The 15295-nt window shown below is 70.4% G+C and carries 12 protein-coding genes and 1 pseudogene; 8 read left to right on the top strand and 5 right to left on the bottom strand.

Features of this window, described 5'->3' with window-relative positions; all coding sequences use genetic code 11:
• Nucleotides 1-47 precede the first annotated feature (47 nt).
• On the bottom strand, nt 48-896 hold the full coding sequence (locus IWX89_RS11470; protein WP_196903697.1) for a sulfurtransferase: 849 nt from the start codon (nt 894-896) through the stop codon (nt 48-50).
• 67 nt (nt 897-963) lie between these two features.
• On the opposite strand from IWX89_RS11470, the gene IWX89_RS11465 reads away from it, so the two are divergent.
• Both IWX89_RS11465 and IWX89_RS11460 read left to right on the top strand, forming a co-directional pair.
• Nucleotides 964-2172, top strand: a complete 1209-nt coding sequence (locus tag IWX89_RS11465; RefSeq protein ID WP_196903696.1) for an MFS transporter — start codon at nt 964-966, stop codon at nt 2170-2172.
• Between the two features lie 78 nt (nt 2173-2250).
• Nucleotides 2251-3075, top strand: coding sequence for an aldo/keto reductase (locus IWX89_RS11460; RefSeq protein ID WP_196903695.1), 825 nt, complete (start codon nt 2251-2253; stop codon nt 3073-3075).
• Between the two features lie 50 nt (nt 3076-3125).
• Here IWX89_RS11460 and IWX89_RS11455 read toward each other — a convergent pair whose 3' ends face one another.
• Entirely contained in the window at nt 3126-4361 is a 1236-nt protein-coding gene (locus tag IWX89_RS11455; RefSeq protein ID WP_196903694.1) for a CdaR family transcriptional regulator, read from the bottom strand.
• A gap of 181 nt (nt 4362-4542) precedes the next feature.
• Here IWX89_RS11455 and IWX89_RS11450 point away from each other — a divergent pair, with 181 nt between their 5' ends.
• The 5 genes and pseudogenes from IWX89_RS11450 (at nt 4543) to IWX89_RS18525 (ending at nt 11537) form a co-directional block, all read left to right on the top strand.
• Nucleotides 4543-6312 carry an aldehyde dehydrogenase family protein gene (locus IWX89_RS11450; RefSeq protein ID WP_196903693.1) on the top strand — a complete coding sequence of 590 codons (1770 nt, stop codon included), beginning with the start codon at nt 4543-4545 and terminating at the stop codon, nt 6310-6312.
• An 85-nt stretch (nt 6313-6397) separates the two neighbouring features.
• Entirely contained in the window at nt 6398-8005 is a 1608-nt protein-coding gene (locus IWX89_RS11445; protein WP_196903692.1) for an AMP-binding protein, read from the top strand.
• A gap of 8 nt (nt 8006-8013) precedes the next feature.
• Nucleotides 8014-9642 carry a GMC family oxidoreductase N-terminal domain-containing protein gene (locus tag IWX89_RS11440; protein WP_307836526.1) on the top strand — a complete coding sequence of 543 codons (1629 nt, stop codon included), beginning with the start codon at nt 8014-8016 and terminating at the stop codon, nt 9640-9642.
• Nucleotides 9643-9855: 213 nt separating this feature from the next.
• Nucleotides 9856-10503, top strand: a pseudogene (locus IWX89_RS19130) (hypothetical protein); the annotation flags it as partial.
• Between the two features lie 65 nt (nt 10504-10568).
• A complete protein-coding gene (locus IWX89_RS18525) occupies nt 10569-11537 on the top strand; it encodes a hypothetical protein (RefSeq protein ID WP_231383198.1) in 969 nt (322 codons plus the stop codon).
• A gap of 113 nt (nt 11538-11650) precedes the next feature.
• Here IWX89_RS18525 and IWX89_RS11430 read toward each other — a convergent pair whose 3' ends face one another.
• From IWX89_RS11430 to IWX89_RS11420, 3 genes are all read right to left on the bottom strand, one after another.
• On the bottom strand, nt 11651-12187 hold the full coding sequence (locus IWX89_RS11430; protein WP_196903689.1) for an SRPBCC family protein: 537 nt from the start codon (nt 12185-12187) through the stop codon (nt 11651-11653).
• Nucleotides 12188-12391: 204 nt separating this feature from the next.
• Complete coding sequence (locus IWX89_RS11425; RefSeq protein WP_196903688.1) at nt 12392-13378, bottom strand: aldo/keto reductase; 987 nt, start codon at nt 13376-13378, stop codon at nt 12392-12394.
• 35 nt (nt 13379-13413) lie between these two features.
• A complete protein-coding gene (locus tag IWX89_RS11420) occupies nt 13414-14307 on the bottom strand; it encodes an alpha/beta fold hydrolase (RefSeq protein ID WP_196903687.1) in 894 nt (297 codons plus the stop codon).
• 114 nt (nt 14308-14421) lie between these two features.
• On the opposite strand from IWX89_RS11420, the gene IWX89_RS11415 reads away from it, so the two are divergent.
• Nucleotides 14422-15285 (top strand): DUF4349 domain-containing protein, encoded by an 864-nt coding sequence (locus tag IWX89_RS11415; protein WP_196903686.1) that lies wholly within the window; start codon nt 14422-14424, stop codon nt 15283-15285.
• Nucleotides 15286-15295: the final 10 nt, after the last annotated feature.

Genomic DNA, 15295 nt, shown 5'->3' with positions numbered 1-15295 from the left:
GGGTCGCATCCGCTCGGCGCGGTCGGCGCTTCCCTCAGGCCCGCCGGCTACCCCTTCGCCGGAACCTCGCCGGTCTCGACCGGGCGATCGGGCAGGTTGGACCACTGCGACCACGAGCCCGGATAGAGGTAGGGCACGAAGCCGGCGATTCCCAGCGCCGCGGCCTCGTGCGCGGCGGTGATGCCCGACCCGCAGTAGACGCCGACGGGCCGCATCGCAGTCACGCCCAGCGCCTCGAACCGCTCCCGGAGCTCCTCGGCCGAGCGGAAGCGCCCGTCGGGTGTGAGGTTGTCGCTCGTGGGGGCGCTGATCGCCCCGGGGATGTGGCCGGCCCGGGGGTCGATCGGCTCCGTCTCGCCGCTGTAACGGGCCCCGGCGCGCGCGTCGAGCAGCACCCCGGTGCGCGCGACCGCCGCGGCGGTGTCCGCGTCGATGGTCCCGAGGGCGCCGTAGCCCAGGTGGACGGTGCCGGGGACGGGCGGCGTCTCGTCACCCCCGGCGACGGGAAGGCCGGCCGAGCGCCACGCGGCCAGCGCGCCGTCGAGCAGGAGGACGTCGCGCATCCCGGCGTGCCGCAGCAGCCACCACGCCCGCGCCGCCGACTGGGAGCCGAGGTCGTCGTAGACCACGACGGTGTCGCCGTCGTGGAGTCCCCAGCGCCGGGCCGCTGACTGCAGATCGGCGATGGCCGGCAACGGATGCCGTCCGTCCTCCGGGCTGCCGTGCCCGGCGAGTTCGGTGTCGAGGTCGACGTAGACGGCTCCGGGAATGTGGCCGGAGCGGTACTCGGCGAGGCCGGGTGGGCCGCCGAGCTGCCAGCGCACGTCGAGCACGCGGATATCGTCCCGCCCGGCCAGCCGGCGGGAGAGGTCATCGGCCGAAATCAGTGTTTGCACGTGTCAACGCTAGTCCGTGCCCCTCGGCTGGGGGCGCGGGCATCCGCGGCCATAGACTTGAGTAATTGTGAGCAGCTACTGGACCCTTCTGAAAACCCCGGGCGTCGCTCGCGTCATCGCCGCACAGCTCACCGCACGCTTCCCCTTCGGGATGCTCTCGCTGGCGTTCCTGATCCACATCGAGCAGGTCTACGACTCCTACGGCTCGGCCGGCCTCGTGCTCGGTGCGATGAGCATCGGCCAGGCCATCGCCGGGCCGCTCACCAGCCGGCTGATGGGCCGCTGGGGAATGCGCCCGGTCATCGTCGCCACGCTCGTGGTCTGCGCCGGCTCGATCATCGTGATGGCCCTGGTGACCCTGCCGATCTACGGGCTGATGGCCATCGGCCTGGTCGCGGGACTGTCCACGCCGCCGATCCAGCCGGCCGTGCGAACCATTTATCCGAAGATCGTCAACTCCCGCCAGCTCACCCCGCTGTTCTCCCTGGACGCCTCCGCTCAGGAGATCATCTGGGTGCTCGGCCCGGTGATCGCCACCTTCGTGGCCATCCAGGTCAGCTCGGTCGCCGGCATCCTGCTCGCCGCCGCGTTCCTGGTCGGCGGCGGAATCTGGTTCGTGGCCTTGCCGGAGGTCGGGCGGGTGCGCATCCCCCGCAGCCGGCGCAAGCTCGGCGCCGTGCTCAAACGCCCGCCGGTGATGCTCAGCACCATCGTCGGTTTCATGCTCGTGGCCGCCTGCGCCGCGGTCGAGGCGGGCGTCGTCGCCGCCTTCGGCCACGGCAGCTCGGACTCCGGCTGGGTGCTCGGCATCTTCGCGGCCGGGTCGCTCGTCGGCGGCCTCGCCCTCGGGCACGCGCCGATAGGGCCGTGGGCGCTCGCCAGCCGGATGCTCATCGTCACCGTGGGCCTCGGCCTCGCCACCCTCGGCCTCAACTTCTGGTGGCTCGCCGGCACCCTCCTGTTCGCCGGCATCGGCATAGCTCCCGCGTTCGCCGTGCTCTTCGGCATCGTCTCCGCCAGCGTCAAGTTCAGCGACACCGCCGAGGCCTACGGCTGGGTCGGCACCGGCCAACTGATGGGCGCCGCGATGGGGTCCGCGATCGCCGGCTTCATGATCGATCACAGCGGGGCAGGCGCGGCGATCATGGTCGCGGCCGGCTTCGCGGCGCTCGGCACGCTGATCCCCGCGATCGGCCGGCGCTGGCACCCCGACCTGCGCGGCCGCGACGCCAGCCCGATCCCCGACACTGCCCCCATCCAGGTGCAGGTCTCCTAGCATCCGTTGCTCCCCGCAGCATGAAACCCCCTTCCGCCCAGTTCGGCGAGCAAGTCCCGAGGACGGTTTAATGGGGAGATGACCCTTTCCCCCTCGCTTCGGCTCACCGACGGACACAGCATCCCGCAGCTCGGCCTGGGTGTGTACAAGGTTCCGGATGCCACGGCCGCCGACACTGTACAGGTCGCGCTCGAGGCCGGCTACCGTCACATCGACACGGCCGCGCTCTACGACAACGAGTCGGGTGTCGGCCAGGGCATCGCGCGGTCGGGTCTGCCCAGGGACGAGGTGTTCGTGACTACGAAGGTGTGGAACGACCGCCACGGCTTCGACGAGACCCGGCGCGCCTTCGACGAGAGTCTCGGCAAGCTCGGCCTGGACTATGTCGACCTGTACCTGATCCACTGGCCCGCACCACGCCAGGACCGTTACCTCGCGACCTGGCGCGCCCTCGAGGTCCTGCGCGCGGAGGGACGGGCCCGCTCGATCGGGGTGTCCAACTTCCACACCCACCACCTGGACCGGCTGCTCGCGGAGAGCGCCCTGGCCCCGGTGATCAACCAGGTCGAGCTGCACCCCTGGCTGCAGCAGGCCGCCCTGCGCGAGTACGACGCGGCCCACGGCATCCTGACCGAGGCGTGGTCGCCGCTGGCCCGCGGCCGTGCGATCGGGAATGCGACCCTGGACCGGATCGGGGCACGGCACGGCAAGTCTGCCGCCCAGGTGGTCATCCGCTGGCACCTCCAACTCGGCAACGTGGTGATCCCGAAGTCGGTGACCCCGGTGCGAATCCGTGAGAACTTCGATGTGTTCGACTTCGCCCTCGACGAGGCGGACCTGGCCGCGATCGGCGCCCTCGACTCCGGCGAGCGCACCGGCAAGGACCCTGACGACCTGGACTGACCGACCTGGGTTGACCGGCCTGGACTGACCGACCTGGACTGATCGGCGCCTCAGCGCCCGGCCAGCCGGGTGGCTCGTAGCGCCGCGTGAAGTTCGGCGGCTTCGGCCGGGCGCGACGGCATCCGCCCGGTGAGCTCCGTGATCCGGGCCAGCCGGTACAAAACGGTGTTGCGATGGCAGTGCAGGCGGCGGCCCGTCACCGCCGTCGACCCGTCGGCGGCGAACCATTCCTCGAGGGTCTGGAGCAGCACGTCACGGTCCGGCGCCGCAAGGAGACCGCCGAGCACCGTCTCCTGCAGCTCGGCGGCGTAGCCCGGCTGCGCGACCAGCAGCAGGTCGAGCGGCGCGGTACCGTAGGAGTGCGCCCCGGCATCCCCCGGCCTGACACAACCGACCGCCAACCGTGCCTGACGGAGCGCATCCGGTGCCTTGCCGACGGCGGTGAAGGGCCGGCTGACCCCGACCCGGGTCGTCGCCGCCGACGCGAGGGTCGCCTGGACGATGGCCGTGCCGCCCGCCGTGGCGAGGCCCAGCAGGCCGATCTGATCGCCCTGCAGGGTGGTCCAGGCGGAGGCGATCCCGGCGGCGCGCAGCGTCTGGGATAGCCCCGGCAGCGAATCCGCCCCCGTGGCGCTCAGCTCGGCGGCGACGAGCAGGAATGTGCTGTGCTCGGGAAGCCCGAGCGCCCGCAGGGCACGTCCGGCGTCGACCGCGGTGGCGCTGCCGTCGAGCACGCTGAGCAGCAGCAGGCTCCTCGCCTGCTGGTTGCGGCGGTCCTGCGCGTCGACGACCGCCCGGTACGCCTCGGCGGCGGCGTTCGAGAAGGTGTCGATCATGCCCCAGACCTCGCCGGAGACGAGCAGCAGCGCCTCGAAACTCTGGCTGGCGACCGAGCGGGTGACCAGCACCTCCCAGATCTGGAGTCCCGCCAGGCGATAGGCGTGCAGCAGGCTGGCCATCGGGATGCCGTGTTCCGCCTTGACCTGCCCGGCCCGCCGCGGTGCGTCGAGGGTCGCGGTGCCGCCAACGAGCGCCCGCGCCAGGGCGGCGATGTTCTCGCCGACGATCCCGTGCAGCACCTCGTAGGGCAGCAGGCTCCTGGCCCCGTAGGCCTGCTCCCCGGCGACGATCTGGGCGCACACGGCATCCGTCAGCACGTCGGCGGAGTCGATCAAGCCGGTGAAGAGTTCGATCGCGATCCCCCTGGTGGTGCCCGCCGGGGTGGCGCCCACACCGGTCGTGCCATCGCCGTCGCCGCGTGCCAGGGTTCCCCGTTGATCCGCCATGACGCCATGCTACGGCGCCTCGGGGCAATCCGTTTGTGCGACCGCACAATAATGGCGTCAGATCTGACGGCGACCGCCCATGGCGCGAGCCGGGATGCGGCGACAGAGTGGAGCACTATCACGGCGCCGCGTTGTGCACTCGAACAGGCGGCGCGCACCCGTCAACGATCACAGGAGATTGATGACCGTCACCGAACCGGCATCCGACCGAACCAGCGCCTCGACCGCCGGCACCGGCCTCGCCCCGGAAACCGCGGCCGGGCACGCCGCACTCGACGCCCTGATCGCCGAACTCGCCACCGGCGAGCAGCGCTGGGCCCGGACCCCGCTGCCCGAGCGCGTCGGCCTTCTGCGCGCCGTGCATTCCGCCGTCGCGGAGCAGGCCGAGAACTGGGTGCGCACCGCCAGCGAGATCAAGGGCCTCGACGCCGCATCGTCCCTGGTCGGCGAGGAATGGATCTCCGGCCCGTACCCGGTGCTGACCGCGACATCGACGCTGGCCGGCAGCGTGGCCCGGATCAGCCGGGGCGAGAGCCCGCTGGCCGGGTCCCGCTTCGGCACCGCCCCCGGCGACCGGGTGACGGTGCAGGTACTGCCGCACAGCGCCCACGAGTCGGTCCTGCTGCACGGTTTCCGGGCAGAGGTGTGGATGCCGCCCGGCGTCACCGCCGACACGGTCAGGGCGCAGGCCGGGCTGGCCGAGCTCCATCCCGCGCAGACGCGGGGCGTGGGCCTCGTGCTCGGCGCCGGCAACATCACCTCGATCCCGCCGCTCGACGTGCTCTACGAAATCATCGCGAACAACCGGGTCGTGCTGCTCAAGCTGAACCCGGTGCTGGACCGGATGCTGCCGGTCTACCAGGCCGCGCTCGCCCCACTGGTGCGGCACGGCGCGCTGCGCATCGTGACGGGCGACGGCGACGTCGGCGGCTACCTGGCCCACCACGCCGGCATCTCACACGTTCACATCACGGGCAGTGCGGCCACCCACGACACTGTCGTCTTCGGCCGGGGCGCGGGCGGCGCCGCTCGCAAGGCCGCCGGATCCCCCGTGCTGGCCAAGCCGATCACCAGCGAACTGGGCGGAGTGGCCCCGATCATCCTGCTGCCCGGCCGCTGGACCCGCCGCGACCTGCGCTACCAGGCCGAGCATGTGGCGACGCAACGGCTGCACAACGGCGGCTACAACTGCATCGCCGGGCAGGTGGTCGTGCTCAGTCGGGACTGGCCGCAGAAGGACGCGTTCCTGGCCGAGCTGCGGGGCGCGATCGGCCGCGCCCCGGCCCGCCCGGCCTGGTACCCGGGCAGCGACGGGAGGGTGGCGGCGGCCGCCGCCGCTTATCCTGTCGCCGAGCGCCTCGGCGACGGCGGCCGGCTCCTCGTCGTTGTCGGCGACGGTGACGACCCGGAGCCGATCAGGACGACCGAGACGTTCTCGCCCGTGCTCGGCGTGATCGAGCTGCCCGGCACCGGGGCATCCTTCCTCGACGCCGCCATAGAGACCGTCAACCGGGATTTCCTCGGCACCCTCGGCGCGAATGTCATCGCGGAGCCGCGCACGATCCGGGGGCTCGGCCACGCATTCCGGGACGCGCTCGCCCGGCTGCGCTACGGCACCATCGCGATCAACACCTGGACCGGCCTCGGGTTCCTGACCGCCGCGGCTCCCTGGGGTGCCTACCCCGGGCACACCCTGGGCGACGTGCAGAGCGGAATCGGCGTCGTGCACAACGCTCTGCTGATCGACGCGCCGGAACGCACGGTCGTCACCGGGCCGTTCCGCCCGTTCCCCCGGTCGGTCGCCCACGGCGAGTTCGCGCTCTTCCCGAAACCGCCGTGGTTCGTCTCGGCACGCAGCGCCGCCTCCACCGGGCGCCTGCTCGCCGGTTTCGCCGCCCGGCCGTCCGGGCTGCGGATGCCCCGGGTCTTCGCAGCGGCCTTCCGCGCCTGAGCATCGGCCCGGGCGAGCACCTCCGGGCCGCGCCGCGCAGTATTCTTTCCCCGAACAGCACTTTCCCCGAACACTGGAGTTCGCCGTGGTATTCACCAGTCCTCTTCCCGACGTCGTCATCCCCGACCTCAGCGTCTACGACTACCTGTTCGGCGGGATCGCCGAACACGACCTCGACCGGGTCGCCCTGATCGACGGGCCGTCCGGGGCGGAGACCAGCTACCGGGCTCTGATCGGCCAGATCGGCGCGATCGCGGGGGCGATCGCCGCCCGCGGGATCGCCCCCGGCGAGGTCGTGGCACTGCACTCGCCCAACGTGCCGGCCTTCGCCGCGGTGTTCCACGGCATCCTGCGGGCCGGAGCCACCGCGACGACGGTCAATGCGCTGTACACCGCGGAGGAGATCGCCGGCCAGTTGCGCGGCTCGGGGGCGCGGCTGCTGTTCACGGTGTCGCCGCTGCTCGATCAGGCACTGCAGGCCGCCCGCCTGGCCGGTCTCGGCGCCGACCAGATCATCGTGCTCGACGGCTCCCCCGGGCACGCGTCCCTCCGGGACCTCCTGGCCGCGGGATATCCTGCCCCCACGGTGAGCATCGACCCGGCCACGCACCTGGCCGTGCTGCCGTTCTCCTCCGGCACGACCGGGCACCCCAAGGGCGTCATGCTCACGCACCGGAACCTGGTCGCGAACGTCGCCCAGTCCCTGCCGCTGCTCGGCGCGAAGCCCGACGACCGGGTGCTGGCCGTGCTGCCGTTCTTCCACATCTATGGGATGACGGTGCTGCTGAACATCGCCCTCGCCGGCCGGGCCGGACTGGTGACCATGCCCCGCTTCGACCTGACCGACTTCCTGCGCTTCATCCAGGACTACTCGGCCACCTATGTTTTCATCGCGCCGCCGATCGCGGTGGCCCTGGCGAAGCATCCGCTCGTCGACGACTACGACCTGACCAGCGTGCACACCATTTTCTCCGGCGCCGCCTCGCTCAACCACACGCTCGGCGCCGCCGTGGCCGCCAGGCTGGACTGCCGGGTGCGGCAGGGCTACGGGATGAGCGAGATGAGCCCGGTCTCGCACGCCATCCCTCTCGATCGCGACGACATCCCGCTCGATTCGGTGGGACTGACGCTGCCGAACATCGAGTGCAAGCTGATCGACCCGGCCACCGGGGAAGAGATCCACCAGCCGGCCGAGGGCACGAGCGAGCCCGGCGAGCTGCTCTGCCGAGGCCCGAACATCATGCTCGGCTACCTCGGCAACGACGAGGCCACCAGCGAGACGCTCGACGCGGACGGGTTCCTGCACACCGGCGACATCGCCACGGTCAGCTCGGAGGGCTACGTCACGATCGTCGACCGGCTCAAGGAGCTGATCAAATACAAGGGCTACCAGGTGGCGCCGGCCGAGCTGGAGGCGCTGCTGCTCGGGCATCCGTCGATCTACGACGCGGCCGTCATCGGCGTTCCGGACGAACACGGCGAAGAGGTGCCGAAGGCGTTCGTCGTGCTGCAGCCGGGCGCCGAGCTCACCGACGCGGAGGTGATCGCGTTCGTGGCCGGGCAGGTTGCCCCGCACAAGAAGGTGCGCCGAGTGGAATTCGTCGACCGCATCCCCAAGTCGACGTCGGGCAAGATCCTGCGGAAGGACCTGCGCGCCGCCGAGGCGCTGCGGGTTGCGGCGGCAACGCGATGAGCGGGCCGGTGCCGGGCACTACGGAGACCTTCGACTACGTCATCGTGGGGGCAGGGTCGGCCGGCTCCGCCCTCGCGGCCCGGCTGAGCGCCGACCCGGACTGCTCGGTGCTGCTCCTCGAAGCAGGGCCGGCCGACACGAAGACGGAGATCCACATTCCGGCGGCGTTCGCGCAGCTGTTCCGTTCCGGCCTGGACTGGAACTACGACACCACCCCGCAGGCTCCCCTCGGCGGGCGCAGCGTCTACTGGCCGCGCGGGAAGGTGCTCGGCGGTTCCTCCTCGATGAACGCCATGATGTGGGTGCGAGGGTTCGCAGCCGACTACGACAGCTGGGCCGACCAGGCCGGACCGGAGTGGTCCTGGGCGGCGCTGCTGCCCTATTTCCGCCGGGTCGAACGCGTCGCCGGAAGCACGGATGCCTCGCACGGCCGTGACGGAGCGGTCAGCGTCGAACCCCAGAGGAGTCCCAGCCGCCACACGAAGGCTTTCCTGGCCGCGGTGTCCGAGCTCGGCCTGAGAGTCGAGTCTCCGAACGCCGCCCAGCCGGAGGGTTTCAGCCAGACCATGGTCACCCAGCATCGGGGCGCACGGGTCAGCACGGCGGACGCCTATCTGAAGCCGGCCAGGCGACGACGCAACCTCACCGTGCGCACCGGCGCCCAGGCCTCCCGGGTTCTGTTCGAGGGCCGTCGTGCCAGCGGGGTCGAATACCTGCAGGGCGGCAGCCGGCACCGGGTGGTCGCGCGGCGGGAGACGATCCTGTGCGGCGGCGCCGTGAACACCCCGCAGTTGCTGATGCTGTCGGGCATCGGCGACTCCGGCGAACTGCGACGGCACGGCATCCCGGTCGTGGCCCACTCGCCGGAGGTCGGCGCGAACCTCCGCGACCACCTGCTTTCCGGACTCGTCGCCGAAACTGCCGGCGACACTCTGTTCGACGCGCAGAAACCCCGCCAGATCGCCGACTATCTGCTCCGCCGACGCGGTATGCTCACCTCGAACGTCGCCGAAGCCTACGGGTTCATCCGTACGAACCCCGAGCTGGACCTCGCGGACATCGAGATCATCTTCGCGCCGGTCGCCTACGTCGGGGAGGGTCTGGTGCCCACGCCTGAGCACGGGCTGACGGTCGGGGCGATCCTGCTGCAGCCCCGCAGCACCGGGATGGTCAGCCTGGCCTCACCGGACCCGTTCGCCAAGGCGATCGTCGATCCTCGGTATCTGAGCGACCCCGACGGGGCGGACCTCGCCACCCTGCTCGCCGGACTGGCCTGGTGCGAACGGCTCCTCCAGACCCCGGCGATGCGGGGAGACACCACCGGCCGGTTGATCATGCCGCCCGACAGCGCTGCCATGAGCAGCGCCGAGCGCCTGGCCCGGGCGGTCACCGACCATGCGCACACCCTCTACCACCCGGTCGGCACCGCGCGGATGGGCTCCGACCCCGACTCGGTCGTCGACCCGGAGTTGCGTGTGCGCGGAGTCGACGGGCTCCGGGTTGCCGATGCATCGATCATGCCGATGATCATCCGCGGCCACACGAATGCTCCTACGATCGTCATCGGAGAGAAGGCGGCAGACCTGTTACTCGCAGCCAGGGCCGCGCTGGGTGAGGCTGTCGAGACCCGGGAATGAATCTTCGAATGAGATATCCACAAGACGTGACAAACGCTCATATTTGTGTTCGTGTTTTGGTATCTTCGTGGCATTAACCCAGCAGAGCAGCTCAGAGAGGCGGCGGATGCCGTCGCCCGCCTGGGTTGCTCCAGCGCTGACCTGGCGGCCCTTCCTGATGCGGCGGTGCTGACCGGTCAGTCCCAGATCGCGGAGGCCCGCCGCCTGCTCGAGATGTACGCGGCGTGGATGGCCGCGACCATCGCCGACCGCTCCCGCCCGGAGCTGGGCCACTCCGGCCTGGCCGCGCAGCAGGGTTTCCTCTCCCCGGAGGCGATGATCCAGAAGGTCACCGGCTCGAGCAAGAACGAAGCGTTCAAGCTCGTCGCGGTGGGCACGATGCTCGCCCGGGCGGAGGCCGCCGACCGGCAGGCCGCAGAGGCGCTCGAGGCGGCCGGTGCCGACGGGACCGGTGTCGCTGGGACCGGTGTCGAAGGGACCGACGCCGACGGGACTGCTGTCGACGGGACGGGCTTTGGCGGCGACTCGGGCGGCCTCGACGGCACGGGCGGCACTGGCGGCCCCACCGATTCCACTCCCGAGAGCGGCAGAGCCGGGTCGTGGCAGGCGCCGATCGCCCGGGCCGTGACCGCGGGAACTCTCTCCGTCGACGCCGCCGAATCCATCCGCAAGGGCCTGGGTGACATCGACACCGCCGTCACCGCCGACAAACTCGCCACCGCCCTCACCCAGCTGCTGGCGGAGTCCGCGACGCTCAACGCGGACCAGTGCTTCACCCGGGCCCGACGGATGCGCGACGACCTCGACCAGGCCGGCATCGCCGCCCGCGAGAAACAGGCCTACGACGACCGGTTCCTCAAGGTCTACCGCCTCCCCGACGGCAAGGTCCGCCTGCACGGCCTCTTCGCCCCGAAGACGGCGAGTTCGTGCTCTCCACCTACGACTCCATCACCAGCCCGAGACGCGGCGGGGTGCGCTTCGTGGACCCGAAGCGCACCGCCTGGGCCAAGGCCATCCAGGACGACCCGCGCAGCACCGCGCAGATCGCCGCGGACTCCTTCGTGCAACTACTCAAAATCGCCGGCGAAGCAGACCCCGGCCAGATGCTCGGCGGCCGCCGCCCCGCCGTACGCATCATCGTCACCCAAAAAGACCTCACCAACACCACCCGCACCAACACCGGCATCGGGAGCGGCAGCGCACCCGACGCAGCCGACGCTGCCGGTGCATTCCCTTCAACACCATCAACACCCCACACCACCTCCACTCAACCCGGCCAAGCCAGCCAACCCGGCCAACCCAGCCAACTCAGCCAACCCGACCTGTCCGGCCAACCCAGCCGCCCCGACCTGTCCGGCCAGCCCGGCCATCCCAGCGAGCCCGGCCAGCCAGATCAGCCCGGGACGGCCGTGGTCCTGGCGAACGGGCATGGCTCCATCGAGGGCAGCCCCGCCCCGATCTCCCTCGCCACCGTCGAACGACAACTCTGCGACACCGGCTACATCGGAATCCTCTTCGACAACACCGGCCAACCCCTCGACGTCGGGAGAGAGCAACGCCTCTTCACCCCCGCCCAACGCACCGCCATGGGCACCCGCGACGGCGGCTGCGTCTGGCCCGACTGCGACCGGCCACCATCCTGGACCGAAGCCCACCACGTCAAGAAATGGCTCCTCGAACACGGGCTCACCGACCTCGCCGACGGAGTCTGCCTCTGCCACCCCCACCACCTGCTCCTCCACAACAAGGGTTGGGTCATCCTCCGCGACGGCGACCAGTACTGGCTGAAACCACCGGTCTCGGTCGACCCGGCGCAAACGCTCATCGCCCTCCCCGGCAAGACCCACCGGCAGCTCGACCCGGGCACGGCGGCCCTGGACCAGGACACGCACTGACCGGTACACGGGACCGCCGCCAGTACCGTCGGCGACCTCGCCGAATCATGACACGGGGGTCTCGACAAGCTCGACCGCCGCAGGGCCGCGGCGTGAACCGGGTGGCCGGTGGATCACACCGTGCGGCGGCGGAAGGTGGGGCCCGGCGGCTGGGGGATTCGCTTCGCGTCCTGGGCTGTCGCCGCTCGGCGCCGGCGTAGTTCCAGCCTGAGACTTTCCTCGCCACGCCTCATCGCCCACCGGTGGTTGGCCGAGAACGCGGGCCGCAGCAGCCACGTCAGCCGACGGAGCAGCGGCTTGGCCGCGCTGACCTGCCAGTCATAGCCGATCTCGACCTCCGGGCCGTCCTGGGCGAAGCTCCAACGGCCGGTGCCGATCAGGTCGCCGGTCGCCGTCACCGCGAAGCCGGCCTCGGTGACCGGCTCGCTCACCGTCACGGTCCACCGGAGCGTGTACGGGAGCCAGCCTTTGGTGTGCAGGTCGGTGACCGCGCCACGGCCATCCGCCGCACCCGGGGCCAGGATGCGCGCCGACAGGTAGACCGAGGGCCACCAGACGGGGAGACTCCGCGCGTCGCCCAGAACCCTGGCCACTTCGGCCGTCGTTCCGGCGATCCGCCACTCGGTGTGGAAGCTGTAGTCGTCACCCATGGCGGCCTCCTCGGGGACCTGTTGCACCCGTTGTTGCGCACCAGTATGGCCTCGGATTTCGACAGGCTCAATCGCCTGGGCCAGGCTCAATCGCCTGGGCCAGGCTCAATCGCCTGGGCCAGGCTCAATCGCCGGCGACAGCCTCGGGCCACCGGCAGGGCAGACTCGACGGCAGGGCCGAGGTCCCGACCAGTGACGGATCCGCTACCAGCGCGGGTGGATCTGGTCGCGCAGCATCCGGTCGTAGATGTCCTGCACGCCTTCATTGAACTCGAGGCTGAGCTGCGGGATGGAGCCTGCCGCAGCGTTGGCCTCGGCCTGGGCCACCGACCGGGCGCCGGGGATGACCGAGCTCACGCCGTCGATCTGCGCGACCCAGGCCAGCGCAGCCTGCGCCGGAGTGAGGCCGTCGGGCACGATCGCCGCGAACTCCGCCGCGGCCTTGAGGCCGGTTTCATAGTCGACCCCGGAAAAGGTCTCGCCCACGTCGAAGGCACTGCCGTCACGGTTGTAATTGCGGTGGTCGTTCGTCGCGAAGGCCGTGTCGCGGGTGTACTTGCCGGTCAGCAGGCCGCTCGCCAACGGAACCCGGGCGATGATTCCGACACCCGCGGCGCGCGCGGACGGCACGACCTCTTCGAGCGGCTTGAGCCTGAATGCGTTGAGGATGATCTGCACGGTGGCCAGGCCGGGCCGACTGATGGCGGCGAGGGCCTGGTCGCAGGTCTCCACGCTGACGCCGTAGCTGGCGATCGCGCCCTCGGCCACGAGGGTGTCGAGCGCGTCGTAGACCTCATTCGACTCGACCACGGCGCTCGGCGGGCAGTGCAGCTGCACGAGGTGCAGGGTGTCCATGCCGAGGTTGGCGCGCGACCGGTCGGTCCAAGCCCGGAAATTCGCGAGCACGTAGTTCTCCGCGAGCTGGTCGACCCGGCGGCCCATCTTCGTCGCCACGGTGATGCCGGCGCCAGCCGGGCTGCCGGCGAGGAACCGGCCGATGATCTGCTCGCTCCGGCCGTCGCCGTAGACGTCGGCGGTGTCGAAGAAGGTGACTCCGGCGTCAACGGATGCCGCGAGCACGGTCGTCGCCTCGGCCTCCGACACGTCACCCCAGTCCGCGCCGAGCTGCCAGGTGCCGAGGCCGATCACGGAAACGGTGCGGCCGGTCTTGCCGAGGGTTCGAGTGTCCATACGTCCAGCCTAGCCACCGCACGCCCGCCGACGGGTCATCGGTCTGCGGCCGGCTCTCCGCTCGGTTCACCGGCCGGTTCCGTCACCGGCGACGCCATTGTCTCGACCGCGCCATCCGCGTCGATCACTGCCACGAGCGCCTTCGCCAGCCTCGGCCGGATCAGGTGGTCGTTGGCCTCGACCCGATGCATGGTGACGTGGCGCATCCGTTCGATCACCGTCATGCTGCCCAGTGCGATGAAGGCGTCGAGGGTGCCGTAGACCACGTCGACCGGCACCGCGAGGCTGGCGATGTCACTGACCACTGTCTGGGACTCGATGCAGTGCTCGAGGGACTTCACGAACGGGGTCCAGTTGCGCTCGGAGATCTCGAAGATCCCCTTCGGCAGCAGCCGGGAGATGATGGCCGCGTTGCTGATCGTGAAGTCCTTGTTCAGACGCAGAAAATCGTAGGCACGCAGGTAGGCGCTCACCCGCGCCCGCACCCAGCGGTCGCCGATGTCGGAGGGCGAGAGGTAGACCGGCGGCCCGACCAGCACCACCCGGGAGACCTGGCTGCGCCGGGACATCCGCGTTCGCGGCAGCGACGCGTACCGGGCCACGATCAGGCTGCCGAGCGAGTGCCCGACGAGGATGATCGGCTCCCGCAGGTTCAGGGACCGGATCGTCGCGTCGAGCGCTTCGACGTGGTCTTCGAGCCGGTATTCGCAGCCCTCGGGGGCCGGTGACTCACCGAAACCGAGGATGTCGACGGCGATCACCCGATGCCCGGGGACGAGCAGGGGCACGACCTCCCGGAAGGTCACCGACGACGACGCGATGCCGTGGACCAGGATCACGACCGGCCCACTGCCCTCGTCTGTGGCGATGTGCAGGAGCGGTGGGCGTCGCCGGCGAAGCCGTTCGATCAGAGCCGTCCACCACGTCATGGTTCCAGTATCCCCGCCCGGGCCGTGTCCGTTCAGGGGACCGAGATCCGATTGTGATTCGACTCCCAGAGAGCATTCAGACAGTGGCATCAACCCTGACCCTAAAGTGGGGCCATGAAGCGCATATCCGTTGTCGCATTGGCTGTCGCCGTTCTGCTGCTGGCCGGTTGCACCGCGCAGGGTGCGTCGACATCGGGGTCGGGCTCGTCCAGTTCCGACTCGTCCGGCGGCGTCGTCGGAGCCCCCCAACCCGTCTCGCCCGACTCAGCCGCCAAGGGAGGCACAACGGGTGAGATCAAGTCCTCCAACCGCGACGTGATCACGACCGGGTCGGTGTCGATCACCGTTGACGACCCGATCAAGTCCGCCCAGGATGCCGTGATGATCACCGAACAGGCGGGCGGACGCATCGACAGCCGCACCGAGAATCCGGCCACCCCGAACCAGCCGGCGAGTGCCAACCTGACCCTGCGCATCCCCTCTGACGAGCTCGATCGCACGCTCGCCGAGCTGAAGAAGCTCGGCACCGTCAATTTCGTCTCACTCAACGCATCGGATATCACCCAGCAGACCACCGACCTCGACGCCCGCATCACGTCGCTGAAGACCTCGGTCGACCGGCTGCTCACCCTGATGCAGCAGGCCACCAACACCACCGACCTGATCGCCATCGAAAGCGCCCTGTCCGCCAGGCAGAGCGAGCTCGAGGGGCTCCAGTCCCAGCGTGATTACCTCTCCGATCAGGTTGATTTTTCGACCATCAGCCTCGACCTCTACTCCACGGGCACGGTCGCTCCCGGTTCCCCCGACAGCTTCTGGACCGGAATCGTCGCCGGCTGGAACGCCCTCGTCGCGGCTCTGGGCGGCGCCCTGATCGGAATCGGCTTCGTCCTGCCGTGGCTGCTCGCGCTCGGCGCGGTCGCCGCGATCGTGCTGCTGATCGTCTGGCTGTCGACGAGGAAGCGCAAGGCTGCCTAGGCTGGAGTCT

This window comes from Cryobacterium sp. MP_M3, assembly GCF_015752155.1.
Taxonomy (GTDB): Bacteria; Actinomycetota; Actinomycetes; order Actinomycetales; family Microbacteriaceae; genus Cryobacterium.
The sequence above is the reverse complement of the archived record's forward strand: the minus strand, read 5'-3'. Positions and strand labels throughout refer to the sequence as shown.